Genomic DNA, 20,758 nt, shown 5'->3' with positions numbered 1-20,758 from the left:
TGGTAGTCGGCGGATGCTCCGCCGTCACCGGAGAAGTCCGCCGGTCCGTCATGAAGCCGTCCCTGATTAGTCCTTTATTGCTCTCCTGCCGGGCGCGACAATCGGAGCGGACCACGCTCGGCGACACTCCAGCAGAGGGACGACATGGCCGATTCATCCCGTTCCGGTGGCAGCCGCCGCAGGACCGGCTCGGTGCGGGACACCGCCGCGCGCAACCTCAAGTTCCAGTCGCTCGCGGCGGAACTGCGCCGCGGCATCCTGGCCGGCGACTGGCCCACCGGCGCGAAGCTGCCGACCGAGAGCGGGCTGTCCCAGGAGACCGGCCTGTCGCTGACCACGGTGCGGCGCGCCTTCGACCTGCTGGTCGAAGAGGGTCTGGTGGTACGGCGGCAGGGCTCGGGCAGCTTCGTGGCGAGCCCCCGGCAGCAGGCGCCGCGCACCCGGCGGACCGTGGGCGTGCTCGTCCCCGACACCAAGCTGTACTACCCCCGGGTGCTCCAGGGCATCGAGGAGGCGCTGTCCGCGGCCGGTGTCGGCCTGCAACTCGCCACGTACCACTACGACCGCGCCGAGGAGGACCGCGACCTGGACTTCCTGCTGGAGTCCGGCGTCGACGGGCTGCTGCTGGTGCCCACCTTGACCGGGATCGAGGACCCCGGGGTCCGGGCCGGTGAGCTGATGTCGCTGCCGGTGCCCGCGGTCCTGCTGGAGCGCCGCCTCATCGACGCGGGTCCCGGTGACCGTACCGAGCACGTCTGCTCCGACCATCTGGGCGGCGCGTACGACGCGGTGCTGCATCTGCACCGGCTGGGGCACGAGCGGATCGCGCTGATCACCCGCAGCCGCAATCCGACCGGGGTCGCCGTCGCGCTGGGTTTCCGGCGGGCGATGGACGACCTCGGGCTGTCGGGGAGCTTCCGCCACGAAGCCGAGAAGGCGCAGTGGACCGCCGCGCTGGCGGACCGGATGATCGCCGACCTGATGGAGTCCAGGACGACCGCGGCCCTGGTCTTCGGCGACCGGGAGGCGATTTTGCTGGAGGCCGCCGCCCGACGTCACGGCACGCAGATCCCGGGGCAGTTGGCCCTGGTCTCGTACGACGACGAGACCGCGGACATAGCGGAGGTGCCGCTCACCGCGGTCTCCCCGCCGAAGTACCGGGTCGGCCGGATGGCGGCCGAGGTGCTGCTGCGCCGGCTCTCCGAGGGCGACGCCTGTCCCCTGCACCAAGTGCTGCTCCGCCCGCGGATCGTCGTGCGCGCCTCCTGCGGGGCCGCCGCGCTCCGCGCGGAGCCGCGACCGCTCCCCGAGATGTCCTGAATCCCACCGACAAGGAGTTCCATGCGTATCGGACTGATCGGCGCGGGCGCGGTCGCGGACCTGCACGCCCTGGCCGCGGACCGGATCGCGGACACCCGCCTGACGGCGGTCTGTGACCTGGAGGAATCGGCGGCCCGCCGGGTCGCCGCCCCGCACGGGGCCGCGACCTTCACCGACTACCGCGACCTGCTCGCCTGCCGCTCGGTCGACGCGGTCATCGTCAACACCCCGCACGCGCTCCACAGCCGGATGGTCCTGGACGCCGCCGCGCACGGCCTGCATGTGCTGGTGGAGAAGCCGATGGCCACCACCCTCGCCGACTGCGACGCGATGGCCGCGGCCTGCGCGCAGGCCGGGGTCACCCTGGCCGTCGGGCACATCCAGCACTTCCTGCCCGACAAGTGCGCCGCCGAGCGGGTGATCGCCGACGGTGTGCTGGGCGCGCCGCTGGCCGTGCACGACTACCGCAGCACGGACTACCGGCCCGGCACCCGCTCCCCCTGGTTCTTCTCCCGTGAACTGGCGGGCGGCGGCGCGCTGATGAACATCGGCGCCCACTGCCTGGACCGGTCGGTCTGGCTGGGCGGCGCGCCCGCGGTCTCGCTGACCGCCGCCGTCACCGAGCGGTTCGGCGCGCCCGTCGAGACCGACGGCACCGTCGCGCTGCGGCTCGCCAACGGCGGGCTGGCCGGTGTCTCGGTGATCTCCGACCCGCCCCACAAGGTCGACGAGCTGACCGTGGTGTGCGAACGCGGCTCGGTGGTCGCCGACCCGCGGGCGGGAACGTTTCTGCGCATCGACGGCCGCACCCGGCAGATCCACACCCCGAGTGGTACGGACATCCCGGACGCCTTCCGGGAGCAGCTCGCCGACTTCGTCGCGGCCGTCGGCGGCGCCGCCCCCCGGGTCACCCCGGAACACGGCCGCCACATCGTGGAACTCGTCCTGGCGTCGTACGCCTCGGCCGCGACCGGAGAGCCGGTCGGGCTGGGCGCCGCGCAGAGCGTCTGACGCCGACGGCCGGAAGGGCCGGTGCCCGGGGGAAACCCCCGGGCACCGGCCCTTCCCGTCTCCCGCTCATCCGCCACCCGGCGCCTTCACGCGGACCGCAGCCGGATCTGTACCCCCAGGCCGAGGTGGCACCGGACGTCCACCGAGGTCAGGCCGCCGTGCACGGCGGTGCGGACCTCGGTGTGGGGCTCGGCGGTCCGCCAGGCGCCACGCAGGACCAGCCGCAGCCGGTGGGTGCCGCCCCGGCTGTCCCGCCAGGGCCTGGAGAACGGGCTGAGCACACCGACGAACGCGCCGTTCCGGTCGTACTGGTCCCGGTCCCGGCCCTCGTACAGGCGCAGGTCGGGATCGGTGACGGACAGCACGAGGCCGCCCGAGTCCGGGCGCGCGAGCAGCAGCGAGGGCGTGTCCACCGCCGCGATCGGGCCGCCCGCCGCCAGGGTGCGCTGCGGCTCGAAGACGGCGTACGCGGTGATCCCGGTGGCCCGGTCGTGCACGACGTGCGCGCCGTCGTCATGGCGCAGCACCGAGTACGGCGCGATCGTCGGGTCGGCCATCCGCGCCGCGAAGTCCCTCATGTCCTCCGGTGTGGCGTCCACGATCAGGGCGTACGCGTAACGGCCGCCGCGCGGCGCGCTCCCGTGGTCGAGCCACGCGGTGGCGAAGTCGGCGGTACCGGGTGTGCCCGTGCTCTGGTCGGGAGCGGTCTGGGAGGCGCGGGTCAGGGCGAGCCGCTGGCCCGGCGGTATCCAGTAGCCGTTGCCGACCGGGTCGATCAGCCACGTCGGGTCGGACGGCGTGCGGTCGACGGCGTAGGGGAAGTCGGCGACCGCGCCCAGGGCGCTGTGGATCACCGGCTCCGAGGGCTCGGCCAGGTGGCACTGGAAGAGCGTGGTCCGCGTCGGGTGGACGGAGTCGTCGTTGCGGATGCCGGAGCCGAGGGCGATGACCCGCTCGTCGAAGAGGAACACCGATTTGCGTGCCCGGTGCGAGGGGTTGAAGACGGGGTGTTCGCGCAGGTCGATCGCGAAGACGGCGTGCCGGTCGTCGATGGTGCCCGCGCCGCCGAACCGCGACTCGGTGAGCGGCATCTGCTCGATCGCGCCCGCGAGGTTGGACCGCAGCTCTTCGTAGGGCAGGCGGATGGCCGTGGTGCCCGGCCACTGGTTCCAGTCCCAGCCGGGCTGCCGGAATCCGCTGGCCAGGTTGTCGACCGGGTCGCCGCGGCCGAGGACCTGGATCTGGCCGTAGGTGGTGTACCGCCCGTAGAGGTTGTCGGTGGCGTAGATCTCGGTGCTCCACAGGTAGCGGCTGTGGCCGCGGACCGCGACCAGCCACTTGTCGCGTCGGTGGAGGGCCAGCGCGCTGTGGTTCATCGCCCAACTGCCCGTCGGCGCGGCTTCCGCCGTGACGCCCGCGGCGGCCAACCGCTGGGCCAGCGCCTTCTGCACGGAACTCGGCTTGGCGGGCAGCAGGCGCAGGAACGCCGCGCCCACCTCGGGGTCCAGCTCCCGCGAGCCGTCCGGGGACCCGGCGGTGGTGAGCGACTGGTAGGGCGGCAGGGCGAGCGCGGTCAGACCGGTGGGGTGGCGGGCGGCCAGCGACAGCGGCCAGTCGGAGGCGTTGGCGTAGACGCGCATCCGCAGCAACGCGTCCTTGTAGCGGCCGTGTGCCGCCTCCCCCACCCGGAAGGCGGTGCCGCTGAGGATGTCGACGGTCGGGGCCGACCCCTTGTAGCCGTCGCGGGCGTAGTCCGGGTACATGCCCAGGTGGTGGAAGACGGAGCCGTCGGCCTTGAAGCCGTCCATGATGCCGGGCGAGACGGTCAGGGCGGCGTCCAGCCAGCGCCGCAGCGCGTGCAGGTGCGCCACTTGCCCGGCCGGGGTCGGCATGAGCAGGGCGGTGCCGAGCATGCCCTGGAGGTTGGTGTTGAGGATGTCGAAGATGCCGCCGTAGGACTCGGCGTCGCCGAAGTCCTGGAGCAGTCGGCCGAGTCCGGTGAACCAGGCCAGGTCCTCCCGGACACCGTCCAGCAGCCCCCGCTCGGCCAGGGCGTCACGGATCAGGTGGACGGAGTCGTAGAAACCGCGGAACTGGTAGCCGAGGTGGTGGATCGTGCCCTGGCAGCTCCCCGCCGCCCAGCCCTGTTCGCGGAGGTGGTCCAGGATCCGTACGTACAGATCGGTGAGCCGGGTCCGGTGCGCGTCGTACGACGCGGCGTCGTACGCGCAGGCGATCTGGTACATCAGGTCGGTGACCTGGCGCAGCGGGCTGCCGGCGACGAACGCGTTGAGCGCGGCGGCGATCCGCGGCGGGTAGATCTCCGTCTGGTAGGAGTCGACGGCCCGGCCCGGCACCCGCTCACCGGGGTACGGCACACCGAGGCCGTCGGTCGCGGCGGCCAGCGCCGCGACCGCCGCGTCGTCCACCGTGAGGGACTTGCGCAGGACCGCGTGATAGCGCCGGGTCACCTCGGCGAGCGAGGCGCTCTCCCCCGCTGTGGGCTCGGGTTCCGGCAGCGGGTGCGCGGCGAGCCGGTCGGCGTACGAGAGCAGGGCCAGCCAATGGGCGTTGGCGGCCCGGTCGCCCTCGCGGTTGACGAACGGCACCTGCCGGTCACGGGTGGGGTGGTCGGGGCGCAGCTCGGTGTTGACGATGAGCTGGTCGAGGTGGAAGGTGCCCGCGCCGGAGCGCCGGGGCGCGACGAACCGCAGGGTGTCCATGCCCGCGCGCGGCTTTCCCGACAGGTCGTACCCGTAGCGGATCCACACGGTCCGCCAGCCGGTGAAGCCGAGGTGGATCTCGCACCACGCGTCGGCGCGCCGGCCGCGCCCGAACTCCACCCGGAGCACGTCGTCGAGGGCCCGGTCGTTGTGGATCCACACGGCGAAGGTGTCGACCGTCCCCATGGTCGCCTGGTCGTCGCCGTCGCGATACGCGTCGGGTGCGTAGCGCAGCGGGGTACGGATCTCCAGTTCGGCGCCCGGCCGGTAGTCCCAGCGCAGGGAGTGCGGGCCGATCCGGGCGGTGGCGGCGCTGATGCTCACCCGCGAACCGGGCCCGGTGCGCAGGTGCTCGGGTATCCGGGTCTCGAAGAGGAACACCGGCGGGTCGAGGGCGAGTGCCTGGTCCTCGACGCTCGGCGCGTGCGCGGCCTGCCCCGGGGGGCCGGCCGCGGCGCCGTTCGCCGCCGGGCTGTCGGCCGCCGCCGGTGCGGCCGCGACGGGCAGCGCGGCGGCGGCCGATCCGAGTGCGGCGCCGATCAGCGCCTTGCGTCGCGTGAATCCTTGGGGCTGCTCTGGCATGGTCTGTCCTCCGGTACTCCCTCGCCGGGTTCCCGTGAGGGGAGGGGTTCGCCTGCATCACAGCGGCCGGGGACAGAACGATTCAAGAAGGACTGAACGGCGGATACGGCGGTTGCCACTCGGGGTCGTCGAAGGCGCCGAGCGGGTCCGCGTCCGGAGCGTCGGCGCCGCCCCGTCCGGCGTCCAGCGGTGCGCGCTGCCCGGCTCCGGTGACCGGCAGGCGGCTGCCGTCCCGCGCCGGGTCCCCGTGTTCCGTGAACCACGCGTCGAGCCGGCGCCGCAGGTCGCCGACGCGTTCGCGGTGCGCCGGGTCGGCGACGAGGTTGACGCGCTCGCCCGGATCGGCGGCCAGGTCGTACAGCTCGTGCGGACCGTGCGGGTACCGGTGGACGTACTTCCACTCGGCGGTCCTGATCATCCGGACGGGACCGTACTCGTCGTAGACGACCACGGGCCGGGGCGGCGGCGGCTGGCTCGGCCGGCCGGTCAGCAGCAGTGGCGCGAAGGATCTGCCGGGTCCGGTCTCGAACGGTTCCGCGTCCAGCCCGGCGCACTCCAGCAGCGTGGCGGCGAAGTCGTACGCCGACAGCAGTTCGTGGCGCACCGAGCCCGCGCTGATCCGGCCGGGCTGCGCGATGATCGCCGGGACCTTGACCGAACTGTCGTACATGTTCTGCGGAAAGGTGCCGTTGCCCTTGCCCCAGATGCCGTGGTGGCCGCAGTTGAAGCCGTTGTCGCTGGAGAACACCACCAGCGTGCTGTCGGTGAGGCCCAGGTCCGCGAGGGTCCGCAGGACCTGTCCGACGGCGGTGTCCATGGCGGTGACGGAGGCGAAGTAACCGACGAGGGCGGCCCGGACGTCGGCCTCGCCGCCGACCGGTACGCCGTCGACCAGCGGCTGCCACGGGTGCGGTTCCTCCTGCGGGCAGGTGTCGAACGCGCAGTCCGCGTAGAGGCGTTCGACCTGCGGCGGGTGCTGGCCCTTCCAGGGCTTGTGCGGGGCGGTGAAGTGCAGCGAGAGGTAGAAGGGCTCTTCCCGTCCGGCCTCGCCGTTCAGGAAGTCCACCGCGTCGTCGGCCAGGACGTCGGTGAGGTATCCGGCGGCCGGTTCCCTCGTGCCGTGCCGGTACATCGGTGCGTCGTGGTAGGCGCTGCCGCCGCTCTCGTGCGCGTACCAGTGCGTGAAGCCGGGGCGCGGCCGGTCGTTGGCGCCGAGGTGCCATTTGCCGGACAGGCCCAGCCGGTAGCCGGCGTCGGCGAACTCGTCGGTGAACAGCCGCTGTCCGGCGAGGAAGTCCTGGCCGTCCGGGCCCGCGTGGCCGCCGGAGAGCCAGTCGTGCACCCCGTGGCGGGACGGGATCTGGCCGGTGAAGAGGCTGGCCCTGGCCGGTGAGCAGACCGGGGAGGTGCAGAAGAAGTTCTCCAGCCGGGTGCCGCTCTCGGCGAGCGCGTCGAGGGACGGGGTGAGGATCTCGTCGTTGCCCGCGCAGCCGAGGGCCCAGTGGCCCTGGTCGTCACTGAGGATGAGCAGGACGTTCGGGCGCCGCGGGTCGTGGCTTGCCATGGTGGGTCTCCCTGGTGGGCTGATGGTGAGGTGAGGTGAGGTGAGGTGGGGCGCGGGCGGACGGGCCCGGCGGTCGGGGGCGGGCCGGTGCGGGAGGGCCGGGCCCGGGTGACCGGCCGGTTCAGCCGAGGTCGTCGGCCACGCCGTCGAGGTCCGGTGCGCGGTGGCCGCCGATGTCGGCCGTGTAGCCCATCCAACTGTGGGCGGGGTCGCCGCGGCGCAGCAGTTCTCGGTAGAGCCGCCCGGTCAGCTCCCGCCTGACGTCGGCGTACGCCGGGGACCCGTGGACATTGCGCAACTCGTGCGGATCGCGGTCCAGGTCGTACAGCTCGTGCACGCTCTCCGGGTTGTGGACGAGCTTGTACCGGCGGTCCCGGATCATGCGCTGGGAGTACGGGAAGTGGTGGCCGTGGAATTCGGCGACGACCTCGGTCCGGTCCAGGACCGCGCGCGCTCCCCCGGTGTCGCCGGTCAGCAGCGGCAACAGGCTGTCTCCGTCGCAGGGTTCGGGGGCGGGCAGGCCCGCGATGTCCAGCAGGGTGGGGTTGAGGTCGGTGAGCGTGGCGAAGGCGTCCGAGACCTGGGCGGGCCCGCCCGGCACCCGCGCGATGGCGGGGACGCGGTAGATGTCCTCGTACATCGCCGGGCCCTTGTCGTTCAGCCGGTGGCCGCCGGTGAACTCGCCGTGGTCCGCGGTGAAGAACACGGCGGTGTCGTCGCCCAGGCCGTACTCCTCCAGGGCGCGCAGAATCCGGCCGATCTGGTGGTCGATCATGGTGACGTAGCCCCAGTAGACGGCGATCAGCTTGCGCCAGGCGTCCGCGTCGAAGGCGTCGGCCGACCAGTATTCGCTGTAGCGGCGCTGTACGTCGGGCTTGCCCGCGAAGGTCTCGGCCATCGACTCGGGCAGCACGACATCGTCCGGGTCGTAGAGGTCGTAGTAGTGGTCGGGCACGAGATAGGGCAGATGCGGTCCGAACCAGTGGCAGGACAGCATGAACGGCCGCCCTGACGTACGCCGGCCGGTGGCGTACCGCTCCAGCAGCGCGAGGGTCCGGTCGGTGAGGAACGCCTCGACGGTGGCCTCGACGGGCTGCCACAGCCGACCCGCGATGAGGTGGCCCCGGCCGACGCCGTTGGCGGCGGTGCCGAAGACGGGGTCGGTCACCGCGAACGGCGGCAGGCCGCGGTCCGCCAGCCATCGCTGGTACGACGGGTGGCGTACGGGGTTGAGCGCGCCGGGCAGGTGCTCGCCGTCCAGGCCGTGGTGCTCGGGGCCGTGCTCGCGGCCGATGTGCCACTTGCCGACGTGGCCGACCTGGTAACCGGCCGCCCGCAGTTGGGGCCAGAGCAGTGGCTGGCTCTCGTTCAGCTCGTCCTGGCCGCCGGCGGCGCGCTCGGGGTTGGCGAGCAGGCCGTGCCGGAACGGGTGCAGGCCGGTGGCCAGCGACGCGCGTGCCGGTGTGCAGATCGCCGTCGGGGTGTAGAACCGGTCGAACCGCGTCCCCCGCGCCGCGAGTCCGTCCAGGGCCGGGGTCTCGACGACGGTGTTGCCGTACGCGCCGAGGGTGTCCACCCGGTGCTGGTCGGTCATCAGAAAAAGGATGTTGTGCGGGCTCACCGGCCGCCGCCCCTCCGCTCCCGCCGCTGGCGGCGCTGTCGTCGCTTGGTCGGCTCCCGTGCACCGTAAGGACGGCCCGGTATTTTGGTCAACCCTCGGGACTAATCACTGCCGATGGTCCCCGAATCCGGCAAGCACATTCCCGCCGAAGGCACTGACCAGCACGGATGGATTAGTCCCGAAACTTGACAGAATCCACGGCGCGGTCCGATCATGCGGACATGCCAGACCGACGCGGAGCCGCACTGCACCGACTGCGCGCCGCCCACGAGGCGGCGGTGCTCGGCGAATTGCGGCGCGCGGGAGCGCTGAGCCGCGCGGAGCTGATCGAGCGGCTGGGGCTCTCCCGCACCACCTTGTTCACGATCGTCTCGGACCTGCTCGCCCGTGAGGCCGTCGTCGAGCGGCCGATGACCGCGCCGGACGGCACCTGGGCGGCGGGCTCCGGCGGCGGTACGGGGACGGCCGCCGCGACCGCATCCGCGGCGGACGGCGCCCCGGACCCGACCGCCGACACGGGCGCCCGCACCGGCACCAGGCCGCCGAGGGGTCCCGGCCGCCCGGCCATGGCGGTCTCCCTCAACCCGCGCGGCGCGCAGCTCATCGGCATCGGGCTGCTTCCGACCCGCTTGCAGATCGTGATCGCCAACCACGCCCACGAGGTCGTCGCCCGGTCCAGCACCGCGCTGCGGGCGGAGGCCGGACCCGACGAGCGGGTGGCCGCGGTCGTCGCCGCCGTCGGCGAACTGGTCGCGGAGCGCGGGGTGAGCCTCGCCCCGGTGACCGGCGTCGGCCTCGGCCTGCCGGGGCCGGTGCGGCGCCCGGACGACGAGCGTCCGCCGGACCCCGCGGACCGGGCGGCCTCCGCGGCCCGGATCGTCGCCGGGCTCGGCGACCACTTCGAGGCGCCGGTGGTCACGGACAACAACACGCGGCTGGCCGCGCTGGCCGAGATCACCTGGGGCGCGGCGCGCGGCCTGTCCGACATCGTGTACCTGCACTGGTCGCAGGGGGTCGGCGGCGGGCTCGTGGTGGACGGCCGACTGGTACGCGGCGCGCACGGCGCGGCGGGCGAGATCGGCCACACCAGTTGCGACCCGCGCGGAGCGGACTGCTACTGCGGGGGCCGCGGCTGCCTGGAGGGCGTGATCGGCATCCCCGCGCTGCTGGCCGAGTGCCGCGCCAGGGGGGCGAGAGTCCGGGACGCGCGCGAACTGGTGGCGCGGGCCGCGTCCGGCGAGCGACTGGCGGCCGACGTCGTGGCCGGGGCCGCGACGGCGGCGGGCCGTGTGCTCGCCGCGCTCGCCGCCCAGACGGACCCCGCGTGCGTGGTGATCGCCGGTGAACTCGCCGCCCTCGGCGCTCCGGTCCTCGACACGGTCCGCGAGCAGCTCACGGCGTTCTCCCTGCCGGCCGCCGCGCGGACCATCCCCGTCAGGGCCTCCACGCTCGGCGACGACGCCGCGGCCCAGGGCGCCGTCGCGATGCTGCTGCACGCGGCGGGCGAGCGGGTCGACGTCCTCGTGGACGGCGGTGCGCCGCCGCCGGGACGCCGCGGTGATCCGGCCGCTGGCACGGGTGACGCCGGTGGTGCCCGGTGACGGCGTGCTGCGGCCCCGGCGGTCACGGCGGAACGGCCGAGGCCGGAGCCGGGACGGGAAGCGAACTCGCGCCTCCGCCACGGGACTTCGCCGTTCCCGACCGCCCGCGCGCGGAGGTGCTGCGCGGCATGGTCGCCGTGCCCACCGGCCCCTATCTGATGGGCGGCGACGACGAGGACGCGTTCCCCGACGACGGCGAGGGGCCGGTGCGCGAGGTGACGGTCAGCGCCTTCCGCATCGACGCGACATGCGTCACCAACTCCCGCTTCGCCGTGTTCGTCAAGGCCACCGGCTACCGCACCCAGGCCGAACTGAGCGGCTGGTCCTACGTCTTCGGCGGCTTCGTGCCTCCGCGGGCGCGGCACGCGGTGCTTCCCGGCCGCGTGCCGGGCGCGCCGTGGTGGCGAGCGGTCTCGGGCGCCTGCTGGCGCTCGCCCGAAGGCCCCGGCACCTCGATCGGGGAGCGCGGCAACCACCCCGTGGTGCACATCTCCTGGCACGACGCCGTCGCCTACGCGGCCTGGGCGGGCAAGCGGCTGCCCACCGAGGCGGAATGGGAGAAGGCCGCACGCGGCGGACTGGTACGGGCCCGCTTCCCCTGGGGGGACGAGCTGACCCCCAACGGGCGGCACCGCTGCAACATCTGGCGCGGCGACTTCCCGGTCCGCAACACCCGCGAGGACGGATATCTGGGCACCGCGCCCGCCAACGCCTTCACTCCCAACGGCTACGGGCTCCACAACGCCTCGGGCAATGTCTGGGAGTGGTGCGCGGACCGGTTCTCCCCCGACTGGCACGCCGCGCCCCGGCCCGAGACGCGGGTCGACCCGGTGGGTCCTCCCGACGGCGACAACCGGGTGCTGCGCGGCGGTTCGTATCTGTGCCACCACTCCTACTGCAACCGCTACCGGGTCGCCGCCCGTACCTCCAACACTCCGGACAGCACCACGGCGCACGGCGGCTTCCGGTGCGCCGTCGACGACTGACCGGCTGAACGACCGCCTTGTCGACCGACTTACCCACTGACCGACCGGCCGGAAGCGAGGGGTCGCCCCGCTTCCGGGGTACGGGCGGCCCGGAGGGCGGACAGCGGTGGTGACCGCTGTCCGCCCCTTCGGACCGTGGTGCCTCCTGTTCCGTGCGCCCGCTACCGGCAGGCGGCCGGGATCAGTAGGACGTGGTGACCGAGGCTCCGCTGAAGCCCTGGACGGCGTAGAGGCTGACGTAGACGTAACCGGCCGTCGGGTTGGTGACGGTCAGGGTGTGGGCGTTGCCGCTGCCGGTGGCCTTGCTGGTGTAGCTGGCGGTCGTGGCCCACCCGGTGTTGCTGTAGTAGAGGTCGGCGTTGCCGGTCCCGCCGGCCGAGGTGATCTTCAGGGTCGTGGTGCCCGCGGGCAGGTAGAGGTACAGGTAGGCGTAGTCGCCGGTGGGCGCCGACAGATTGCCGCGCTTGCAGTTCTTGCCGAGCTGGTTGACGTCGGCGCCGGTGCACTCGGGCGCCGTGCCGCCGCCGCTGCCGACCGTGACCGTCTGCGACGTGGTGTTGGTGGCGCCGCCGTTGTCGGTGACGGTCAGTGTCACGGTGTACGTGCCCGCGGCCGTGTACGTCCTGGACGGGTTGGCGGCGGTGGAGGTGGTGCCGTCACCGAAGTTCCAGGCGCGGGAGGCGATGGTGCCGTCGCTGTCCGTCGACCTGTCGGTGAAGGCGGCGGTCAGATTGCTGACGGCCGAGGTGAAGGCGGCCGTGGGCGCCTGGTTGCCGGGCGGGTTGCCGCCGCCGATGCTGCCGCAGTTCCCCACCGCGCACTTGGTCAGCCAGGCGTCCCAGTCACTGTTGTAGCGCGTGCCGATGGTGCTGGTGAGCAGGGTCTGCGCGGCGGCGTAGTTGCCGCTGCGGTAGTCGGCGAGCAGCGCGGTGACGTCTGCCGGGTGCGACTGGAGCATGTAACGCACCGCGAGGTAGCCCCAGTTGTAGACCAGGGTCTGGCCCGAGTCGTAGGTGTTGCCGAAGATCGACCGCAGGGTGTAGCCGTGCGTCGCGGCCTGGTTCTGCGCGTCGGTGTAGACCACGTTGCGGTAGGAGTAGGAGACGTACTCGGCGAAGCCCTCGATCCACCAGATGGTGGTCGGCGTGGCGGTGCTCGCGGTGAAGTCGCCGTAGGTGTCGAACCGGCCGTCGAGGTAGTGCGTGTACTCGTGGTTCAGGTTCCAGATCTGGAAGTCCGGGCGCACCCACTCGGCCTCGTAGGCGATGAAGCGCGGCTGGTTGCCGGCCGCGGCCGGGTCGCCCTCCAGGTACATGCCGCCGTTGTTGGTGTCGATGCCGTACATGGCCCCGGCGTATGTCTGGTAGTCGGTGCTGGAGTTGAAGACCACCACCTCGATGGTGGAGTTGTTGTCGTTGGCGACGGGCCCGCTGTCGTGGACGAGGCCGTGGAAGTACGCGTCCTGGGCGCGCAGGCTGGCGCAGGAGGAGCTGAGCTGAGCGGCCGTCATGTCCTGGGCGAGGATGCGGATGCTGGAACTGCACGTGTAGTTGGACGTGAGCACCGAGCTCTTGAGCCGGTCGGCGAGGTTGCACGTGTCGTAGTACGAGCAGTTCGACGCGTCGTAGTAGCTGGTCATCTCGGCCAGGCCGACCCACAGGGCAGCGGTGGGTCCGGTGATGGCGGTCCGGCTCAGCAGCGCGGCCACCAGCGGGCTGGCCTTGGCGCGCAGGGCCGACTCCTGGAGGAACCGGCCCAGTTCACGCCCGGCGTTGGACGTCAGGTACGCCTGGTCGGTGCTCAGCAGCGCCAGGTGCGAGCCGGCGAAGTTGTACAGCGTGTCCAGCACGCTCGGGTCGGCCACGACGGCCGCGACGAAGTCCGGGAACTGGTGGCCGCGGAACAGCACGGTGTAGACGTTGTTGACGGCGTTGAGCATGTACCAGGACGCGTCGTACGAGCTGTTGTAGCCGTTCAGCAGCCGCTTGACGACGTACAGGTAGCGGGCGTCCTGCTCGGAGCTGTCGATCAGGGTGACGGCCTCGGCGAGGGCTTCGCCGTTGGCGTCGGTGACGTCGCCGGAGTGGGCGCTGGCGAAGAAGGCGTCCAGGGCGCTGCGGATGGCCGTGACCATGGCGGTGCCGTAACTGCCCACCGCCGAGGAGTTGTAGTACTGGACGTAGTAGCCCGCCCGCAGGTAGAGCACGAGCTGCGGCATGCCGGTGCTGCTGTCACCGGGGTAGGCGGCTGAGCCGTCGCGCATGGCGTAGGCGACGGTGGTCATCTGCGCCTCGCGGAAGGCGTTGTAGGCGTCGGTGCCGGTCAGGTTGAACAGCGTGTTGACGCAGTCCGTGGTGGACGCCTTGATCTGGGCGACGAGGGCGCTGCCGGTCCGGCCGGTGAAGTCCGAGGCGTTGCATGTCGCCGCCGCGGTCAGGCCGTTGGCCCTGGCCTTGGCCCGCGCCGCGGCCTTCATGGACGGCGCGGAGTGGCTGACCACCGGCGCCGTCGGCGCGTCGTAGTCCTGCTTGAGTGCGTCCTTGGACGCGGGCAGCGGCGCCCGGTCGGCCGCGCTGAGCGAACCGGCTCCGGTGTGGTCGGACTTCGCCGCGGCGACCGTGGCGGGCTGGGCCGCCGGGCCGGGGCGGGTGGCCGCGGTCCCGGCGGGCTTCGGCTGCGCTGCCGCGGCCCGTTCCGGGTGGATCAGCATGCCGATGCCCAGGCACATGGCCAGGGCGAGTATCAGGAACCCGGTGAGACTTCGTCGTACCGGTTGGGTGTTCACGTGCCGCCTCCCAGCGGTGTGTGCCGCGCTCCGTTGCGCGGCGAGGGGGGATTCGCGGTGCACCCGTCCGGGACCGCCCGGCACTGTGGGGAGTGGGCGGTGCGGTCCCGGACGGACCGCGAGCCGTGCCTCAACTTTTGGCATGAGCACGGCTTTCAGGTTGTGCGCCATGTACCATTGCACATGTCACATCGCTTGGGAACCCAGAGTGGGGAACTCGCGAAAACGGCCTGGGGCCACCGGAATTCCGGTGGCCCCAGGCCGTTTCCCCGCTCCCCCGCGCCCGGGAATTCCCCGCGCCCGGACCGCGCCCGGACCGCGCGCAGGCGGACGCGGCGGAGCCGCTCGACCCCGCTGTCCGGCGCACGGAGCAGCCCTGCCGACCGGACCCGTGCTTCCGGTCAGGCGGCCCCGTCAATCGGCTCCCTCAATCGGCGTCCGGGAAGTGGCAGGCGACCTGTCGGCGCGGCGGACCGGCCAGTTCGGGGCGGGTGACGCCGCAGATCTCCTGTGCCTTGTGGCAGCGCGGGTGAAAGGCGCAGCCCGACGGCGGCGCCGCGGGACTGGGCGGATCGCCGCGCAGCACGATCCGCTTCCGCACGCGTTCCACCGCCGGGTCGGGTACCGGCACCGCCGACAGCAGCGCCGCGGTGTACGGGTGCGCGGGGCGCTCGTACACCTGGGACTTGTCACCGATCTCGACGACACGGCCGAGGTACATCACCGCCACCCGGTCGCAGACCCGCTTGACGACCGAGAGGTCGTGGGCCACGAACACGTAGGCCAGGCCGAGTTCGTCCTGGAGACGTTCCATCAGGTTGACGATCTGCGCCTGCACCGAGACGTCGAGCGCCGAGACGGGTTCGTCCGCGATGACCAGCCGCGGTTCGGTGGCCAGGGCGCGGGCGATGCCGATCCGCTGCGCCTGCCCGCCGGAGAACTCGTGCGGATACCGGTCGAGGTGTTCGGGCAACAGGCCGACGAGGTCGAGCAGTTCGGCGGCGCGGATCCTGGCCCGGCCTGCCGACGTGCCCTGCGCCAGGAGCGGGTCGGTGACGATACGGGCCACGGTCTGCCGGGGGTTGAGCGAGGAGTACGGGTCCTGGAAGACCATCTGGATGTGCCGCCGCAGCGGCCGGAGCCGCCGCTGGCCCAGATGCGTGATGTCCTGTCCCGCGAACCGGATACTGCCGGCCGTGGGTTCGAGCAGCCGCACCACCATCCGTCCGGTGGTGGACTTGCCGCATCCCGACTCGCCGACCAGCCCCAGCGTCTCACCGGCCGCCAGGTCGAAGCCGACCCCGTCCACCGCGCGCACCGGGGCCGTCGCCCTGCCCAGCCGCCGTCGTCCGGGGAAGGTCTTGACCAGGCCGCGGACCGACAGCAAGGGCGGGTCGCCGCCCGGTTCCAGGGCGGGCGGCGGTCCGCCGTCCGCGGCGGCGACGGGTTCGAGGTGCCGTCGCCGGTCGGGGGCGGTCCCGGCGCGCTGTCCGTTCGTATCGGCGACGGCCGCCCCCGTACCGGGGCCTGATCCCGTCGCCGGTCGTGCTCGGTCCGTGCGCTTCATCGCGTTTCCTTGACGGTGAGGGGCGGCCCGCTCCGGGCGTCCGCGGGCGGATCGGCGGCGGACCGCGCCGCCGTCGTCAGATGACAGGCGGTCAGATGCGCCGGGCCGGGCGGGGCGGCGACGGCCTCTCCCCCGTCGCCGGGGACCCGTGGGACCCCGGCGGCTCCCCCGCCGCCCTTCCCCGGCGGGGCCGACCCCGCGCCGCGCACCGCCTCCAGGGCCGGGCGCCGGGTGGCACACCGCTCCCGCTCCGGCTCGGACGCGACCGCCGCCCGGGGGCAGCGGGGCAGGAAGGCGCAGCCCTCGGACAGGCTGAGCAGCGAGGGCGGTGAGCCCGGGACGGTACGCAGCGGCGCGTCGTCCGCGTCGTCCAGCCGGGGCAGCGAGTCGAGCAGCCCGCGGGTGTACGGGTGGGCGGGCTCGGCGAACAGCGCGTCCACCGTGGCCTGTTCGGCCGCCCTGCCGCCGTACATCACCAGCACCTCGTGGGCGACGCGGGCCACCACTCCCAGGTCGTGGGTGATCATCACCACCCCCAGACCGCGTTCCTGCTGGATGCGGGCGATGAGTTCGAGGATCTGCGCCTGCACGGTGACGTCCAGCGCGGTGGTCGGCTCGTCGGCGATGAGCAGGTCCGGCTCGCAGGCCAGGGCCATGGCGATCATCACGCGCTGCCGCATGCCGCCGGAGAACTGGTGCGGGTACTCCGCGACCCGCCGGGCGGGTTCGGGGATGCCGACCTCGCCGAGCATCTCCACCGCGCGGCGCCGGGCGACCGCCCGGCCGGAGCGGAAGTGCCGCCGGTGCGCCTCGGCGATCTGCTCCCCCAGCGTGTAGTAGGGGTGCAGGCTGGACAGCGGGTCCTGGAAGACCATCGCCATCCGGCGCCCGCGCAGCGCGCTCAGTCGCGCACCGCTCAGACCGGTCAACTCCCGGCCGCCCAGCGCGATGGAACCGGTGACCTCGGCGTCCTCGTGCAGTCCCATGACCGCGAGCGAGGTGACGGACTTCCCGGAGCCCGACTCCCCGACCAGGCCGAGGGTGCGCCCCTTCTCGACGGTGAAGCCGATGCCGTCGACGGCCCGTACCGGACCGCGCTTGGTGCGGAAGGAGACGGTGAGGCCGTCCACGCGCAACAGCGGCGGCGTGGCCGCGGCGGCGGTGTCCTGGTCCATCTCAGTACCTCACCCTCGGGTCGATGACGGCGTAGAGCAGGTCCACGACGAGGTTCGCGCCGACGATGAAGAAGGCGGCCAGCAGCGTGACGCCGAGGATCACCGGCTGGTCGGAACGGCGGAGCGCGTCGAAGAAGAGCTGGCCGACACCGGGAATGCCGAAGATGCTCTCGGTGATCACAGCGCCCGCCAGCAGGCCGCCGAGGTCCATGCCGAAGAGGGTCAGGACCGGTGTCATCCCGGAGCGCAGCCCGTGCTTGAGCACGACCGTGCGCTCGGGCATGCCCTTGGCCCGCGCGGTCCTGATGTACGGCTGGGCCATCGCCTCGATCATCGAACTGCGGCTCTGGCGTGCGTACATGGCCGCGTACAGCAGGGCCAGGGCGATCCAGGGCAGCAGCAGGTTGGACGCCCAGTGCACGGGGTCGCGGGTGAGGGCCACGTAGGACGGATAGGGCAGCACCCCGGCGATGCGGACCGCTCCCCAGATCAGCACCATGGCGGTGAAGTAGACGGGAAGCGAGGCGGTGGCGACCGCGCCGACCATCAGTCCGCGGTCGGTGAGCGACCCCTTCTTCAGGGCGGCGGTGACTCCCGCGCCCAGCCCGAGGACGAGCCACAGCACGGCCGAGCCGACCGCGAGCGAGACGGACACCGGCAGCCGGTCGGTGAGCAGGCTCCACACCGGCAGCGAGTTCTCGTAGGAGTAGCCGAAGCAGGGGAAGCCGCAGTGCACGGCGTGCGGGCCGCTGCCCAGGTCGCGGCCCGCGAAGATACCGGTGAGGTAGTCCGCGAACTGCCGCCAGACCGGCCGGTCGAGGCCCATCATGTGGCGGACCTGCTCGACGCGTTCGGTGCTGCAGGACTTTCCGCAGGCCGCCGCGGCCGGGTCGGCGGGCAGCAGATAGAAGATGGTGAAGGTGATGGCGCAGACGGCGAGCAGCACGCCCGTCACGCCGATCAGCCGGCGGATCACGTAGAGCGTCACGACCGCCCTCCCCGCGGGTCGAGGATGTCGCGCAGGGCGTCGCCCAGGACGGTGAAGGCGAGGACCGCCAGGAAGAGGAAGACGCTGGGGATCACGAAGAACATCGGGTCCGTGTCGTAGTAGACGACGGCCTGGGAGATCATCTGCCCCCAGGACGAGGTGGGGGGCCGCACACCCACGCCCAGGAAGCTGAGCGCCGCCTCGGTGCTGATCATGCCGGGGACGAGCAGGGTGGTGTACGCGATGACCGGCCCTGACACGTTGGGCAGAACCTCGCGGGCCAGGATGCGCGGCGCCGTGGAGCCGCCGACCCGTGCCGCGTCGACGTACTCGCGGTGCCGGAGCGACAGCGTCTCGCCGCGGACGATGCGCGCGATACCGGGCCAGCCGAACAGGCCGATGACGCCGGTCATCAGCGCGACGCGGTTGACGTCCTGGGCCACCGACATCATGGCGATCATGAAGATGAGGGAGGGGAAGGACATGGTCAGGTCCATCAGCCTGCTCAGGACGCTGTCCACCCGCCCGCCGAAGTAACCGGCGGTGATGCCCGCGGCGGTGCCGACGACGACCACGATGGCCGTGGCGGCGAAGGCGATCATCAGCGACACCTGCGCGCCGTACACGACGCGGGCGAACAGGTCGCGTCCGGTGGCGGGTTCGACGCCCAGCCAGTGGTCGGCGCTCATGCCGCCGAACGAACCGCGGGGCATGCCGCCGAGGTAAGGGTCGATGGCGCTCTCGTCGAACTCGTCGGGGCGCCAACCGCCCAGTCGGGCCAGGAGCGGCGCCGCGACGGACACGACGACCAGCACGACGACCACGACGAGGGAGCAGCGGGCGGCGGGCTCGTGCCACAACTGCCGCCAGGCACGCCGCCACGGGCCGCCGCTGGTGTCAACTAAGCCGCCGCACAGGTGACGTGATGGTTCGTCAGATTTATTCGGATCGGTCGGATGGATCGGATTCGGCAGGTCGGTGGAGCCGCTGGGCCGCGACCGCCCGGCGCGCCGACGCCGGGCGGTCTTCCGCTCTGTGGTCATGCCGGTAGCGCCCTTCACCCCTGGCTCTTAGCGGGGTCCTTGAGACCGATCACCGCGAAGTCGAACTGCCCGGTCCACGCCGAGTGGCCGAACGCGCCCGCCACGTTGGTGCCGACCAGCAGCGGCTTGCGCTGCCACAGCAGTGGTACGGCGGGCGACTTGTGCATGATCGTCGCGTCGAGGCCGATCCAGGCGACCTTGGTCTGGTTGGCGTTGGACATCGCGGCGATCTGGTCCATCCGCCGCTCCACCGAACTGTCGCGGAACTGCGAGAAGTTGCCCTGGTTGCCCTTGGCCTTGATGGTGCGCCCGTCGAAGACGAAGGGCAGGAAGGTCGAACCGGACGGGTAGTCGGGACACCAGCCGCTGAGCGTCATGTCGGGTGCGTGGGCGGTGTCACCGACCGTGTCGTAGAAGACGGACGGGTCCACGACGTCGATCCTCACCTTCACCCCGGCCTTGGACAGCGACGCCTGAAGCGCTTCGGCCCTGGTCTTGTCCCCGGTGGCGACGGTGAGCGTGGCCTCCAAGGACGGCTTGCCCGCCTTGGCCAGCAGCTCCTTGGCACGCGCCGGGTCGCCGGACGGCGGCACGTTGTACACCGGGGCGACGAACCCGCCGGTCAGCAGCGGCGGCAGGTAGTGCGTGGCGATGTCGTTGAGCGCCGGTCCGCCGTCCGCGGTGACCTGCGCCGACCTGTCGACGGCGTACTGCATGGCCTCGCGGACGGTGGGATCGGTGAACGGCCCGCGCGCGGTGTTGAGATAGAGCATGTCCGTGCAGCCGGTCGGCTCGGCGGACAGCCGCTCCCGTACCGACCGGTTCGGCAGCACCTTGGCGACGCTGGCCGCACTGAGATTGGCCCATTCGACGGCCGAGGCGTCCGCGCCCGAGCTCGCGATCAGCCGGTCGTCGATCTGTCCGCCCTGCAGACCCATCGTGACCACGATGCGGTCCGGGTACGCCTTGCGCACCTGGTCGGTTCCGGGGCTCCACCGCGCGTTGCGGACCAGCACCATCTCCTTGCCCCGCTTGTAGCTCTCGATCTTGTACGGGCCGGAGGAGAACGGCCGCAGGTCGTACCGCACCCCGGTCTCGCGGGCCTTCGGGACCGGCGAGAAGGTCGGCAGGGTGACGGTGTACGAGAACTCGGCGACCGGCCGCTTGAGGTGGAAGACGATGGTCCGGTCGTCCGGCGTCCGGATGGAGTCCAATTCCTTGCCGGTCAGCGGCCCGGTGTAGCCGTCGGTGTCCGCCAGGTACTGCCGGGCGTAGTCGGGGCCGCCGGTCAGGTCCGGCGAGAACGACCTCTCGACGTTGTACTTCACGTCCTGCGCCCTGATCGGGGTGCCGTCCTCGTACGTCAGGCCGGGTTTGAGGGTGAAGGTCCACACCCGCCCGTACTCCGAGGAGCGTCCGAGGTCGGTCGCGAGGTCCGGCACGATCGTGCCGCCGGCGGTTCCGGGCGCGGCCTTGAAGGTGGTGAGCGTCCGGTAGAGCAGCCGGGTGCCGAAGTCCATGGTCGGCATGACCCAGTTGCGGGCGGGGTCCAGGTGGTCGAAGTCCTGATTGGACAGCACGGTGAGGGTGCCGCCGCGCTCGGGAGTACCGCCGATGACGGTGCCGGTGGCCACTCCCGGGGCCTTGTGCTCTCCGTCCCTGCTCTTGGTGTCGGCCGAGCAGGACGTCGCGGCGAGGGCCAGCGAGGTCGTTATGCCGATCGCCAACGCGACGCTGATGCGCTTGGTCATGGTGTGTCACTCCGTTGTGAGTTCCCGGCACCGCGACCGCC

Annotated in this window: 13 protein-coding genes; 4 read left to right on the top strand and 9 right to left on the bottom strand. The window is 72.3% G+C overall.

Annotation, left to right across the window (positions count from 1 at the left end; translation table 11 throughout):
• Nucleotides 1-144: 144 nt before the first annotated feature.
• Both ACIO6U_RS18130 and ACIO6U_RS18125 read left to right on the top strand, forming a co-directional pair.
• The gene (locus ACIO6U_RS18130) at nt 145-1,320 is read left to right on the top strand and encodes a substrate-binding domain-containing protein (protein WP_355335259.1); all 1,176 of its coding nucleotides are present in this window, start codon (nt 145-147) and stop codon (nt 1,318-1,320) included.
• A gap of 21 nt (nt 1,321-1,341) precedes the next feature.
• Nucleotides 1,342-2,331, top strand: coding sequence for a Gfo/Idh/MocA family protein (locus ACIO6U_RS18125; RefSeq protein ID WP_401720130.1), 990 nt, complete (start codon nt 1,342-1,344; stop codon nt 2,329-2,331).
• A gap of 86 nt (nt 2,332-2,417) precedes the next feature.
• On the opposite strand, the gene ACIO6U_RS18120 is transcribed toward ACIO6U_RS18125, so the two are convergent.
• The 3 genes from ACIO6U_RS18120 to ACIO6U_RS18110 form a co-directional block, all read right to left on the bottom strand.
• On the bottom strand, nt 2,418-5,636 hold the full coding sequence (locus tag ACIO6U_RS18120) for a chondroitinase family polysaccharide lyase (RefSeq protein ID WP_401720127.1): 3,219 nt from the start codon (nt 5,634-5,636) through the stop codon (nt 2,418-2,420).
• 82 nt (nt 5,637-5,718) lie between these two features.
• Nucleotides 5,719-7,200, bottom strand: coding sequence for a sulfatase-like hydrolase/transferase (locus ACIO6U_RS18115; RefSeq protein ID WP_401720124.1), 1,482 nt, complete (start codon nt 7,198-7,200; stop codon nt 5,719-5,721).
• Nucleotides 7,201-7,321: 121 nt separating this feature from the next.
• Nucleotides 7,322-8,821: a sulfatase-like hydrolase/transferase gene (locus ACIO6U_RS18110; RefSeq protein WP_401720122.1), complete on the bottom strand. Its 1,500-nt coding sequence runs from the start codon at nt 8,819-8,821 to the stop codon at nt 7,322-7,324.
• A gap of 221 nt (nt 8,822-9,042) precedes the next feature.
• Between ACIO6U_RS18110 and ACIO6U_RS18105 the strand changes: the two genes are divergently transcribed.
• Nucleotides 9,043-10,422: an ROK family transcriptional regulator gene (locus ACIO6U_RS18105; RefSeq protein WP_401720120.1), complete on the top strand. Its 1,380-nt coding sequence runs from the start codon at nt 9,043-9,045 to the stop codon at nt 10,420-10,422.
• A complete protein-coding gene (locus ACIO6U_RS18100; protein ID WP_391048099.1) occupies nt 10,419-11,408 on the top strand; it encodes an SUMF1/EgtB/PvdO family nonheme iron enzyme in 990 nt (329 codons plus the stop codon). Before ACIO6U_RS18105 ends, ACIO6U_RS18100 begins: the two co-directional genes overlap by 4 nt.
• Before the next feature lie 181 nt (nt 11,409-11,589).
• Here the strand turns inward: ACIO6U_RS18100 and ACIO6U_RS18095 are convergent, their stop codons facing one another.
• The 6 genes from ACIO6U_RS18095 to ACIO6U_RS18070 all read right to left on the bottom strand — a co-directional run bounded on the left by ACIO6U_RS18095 (nt 11,590) and on the right by ACIO6U_RS18070 (nt 20,717).
• The gene (locus tag ACIO6U_RS18095) at nt 11,590-14,136 is read right to left on the bottom strand and encodes a collagenase (RefSeq protein ID WP_391048228.1); all 2,547 of its coding nucleotides are present in this window, start codon (nt 14,134-14,136) and stop codon (nt 11,590-11,592) included.
• 484 nt (nt 14,137-14,620) lie between these two features.
• A complete protein-coding gene (locus ACIO6U_RS18090) occupies nt 14,621-15,760 on the bottom strand; it encodes an ABC transporter ATP-binding protein (protein WP_401720116.1) in 1,140 nt (379 codons plus the stop codon).
• A complete protein-coding gene (locus ACIO6U_RS18085) occupies nt 15,757-16,935 on the bottom strand; it encodes an ABC transporter ATP-binding protein (protein WP_401720113.1) in 1,179 nt (392 codons plus the stop codon). Before ACIO6U_RS18085 ends, ACIO6U_RS18090 begins: the two co-directional genes overlap by 4 nt.
• Before the next feature lies 1 nt (nt 16,936).
• A complete protein-coding gene (locus ACIO6U_RS18080; RefSeq protein ID WP_355335283.1) occupies nt 16,937-17,923 on the bottom strand; it encodes an ABC transporter permease in 987 nt (328 codons plus the stop codon).
• Entirely contained in the window at nt 17,920-18,897 is a 978-nt protein-coding gene (locus ACIO6U_RS18075) for an ABC transporter permease (protein ID WP_401720906.1), read from the bottom strand. Before ACIO6U_RS18075 ends, ACIO6U_RS18080 begins: the two co-directional genes overlap by 4 nt.
• A gap of 83 nt (nt 18,898-18,980) precedes the next feature.
• A complete protein-coding gene (locus ACIO6U_RS18070) occupies nt 18,981-20,717 on the bottom strand; it encodes an ABC transporter substrate-binding protein (protein ID WP_401720109.1) in 1,737 nt (578 codons plus the stop codon).
• Between the last annotated feature and the right edge of the window lie 41 nt (nt 20,718-20,758).

This window comes from Streptomyces sp. NPDC087422 (assembly GCF_044744145.1).
Classification (GTDB): Bacteria; Actinomycetota; Actinomycetes; order Streptomycetales; family Streptomycetaceae; genus Actinacidiphila.
The sequence above is the reverse complement of the archived record's forward strand: the minus strand, read 5'-3'. Positions and strand labels throughout refer to the sequence as shown.

Bases quoted from the DNA above. Each gene is read 5' to 3' on its own strand.
- ACIO6U_RS18125 (WP_401720130.1), top strand. From the start codon at position 1,342: ATGCGTATCGGACTGATCGGCGCGGGCGCGGTCGCGGACCTGCACGCC.
- ACIO6U_RS18085 (WP_401720113.1), bottom strand. From the start codon at position 16,935: ATGGACCAGGACACCGCCGCCGCGGCCACGCCGCCGCTGTTGCGCGTG.
- ACIO6U_RS18095 (WP_391048228.1), bottom strand. From the start codon at position 14,136: ATGTGCCTGGGCATCGGCATGCTGATCCACCCGGAACGGGCCGCGGCA.
- ACIO6U_RS18105 (WP_401720120.1), top strand. From the start codon at position 9,043: ATGCCAGACCGACGCGGAGCCGCACTGCACCGACTGCGCGCCGCCCAC.
- ACIO6U_RS18115 (WP_401720124.1), bottom strand. From the start codon at position 7,200: ATGGCAAGCCACGACCCGCGGCGCCCGAACGTCCTGCTCATCCTCAGT.
- ACIO6U_RS18070 (WP_401720109.1), bottom strand. From the start codon at position 20,717: ATGACCAAGCGCATCAGCGTCGCGTTGGCGATCGGCATAACGACCTCG.
- ACIO6U_RS18090 (WP_401720116.1), bottom strand. From the start codon at position 15,760: ATGAAGCGCACGGACCGAGCACGACCGGCGACGGGATCAGGCCCCGGT.
- ACIO6U_RS18130 (WP_355335259.1), top strand. From the start codon at position 145: ATGGCCGATTCATCCCGTTCCGGTGGCAGCCGCCGCAGGACCGGCTCG.
- ACIO6U_RS18120 (WP_401720127.1), bottom strand. From the start codon at position 5,636: ATGCCAGAGCAGCCCCAAGGATTCACGCGACGCAAGGCGCTGATCGGC.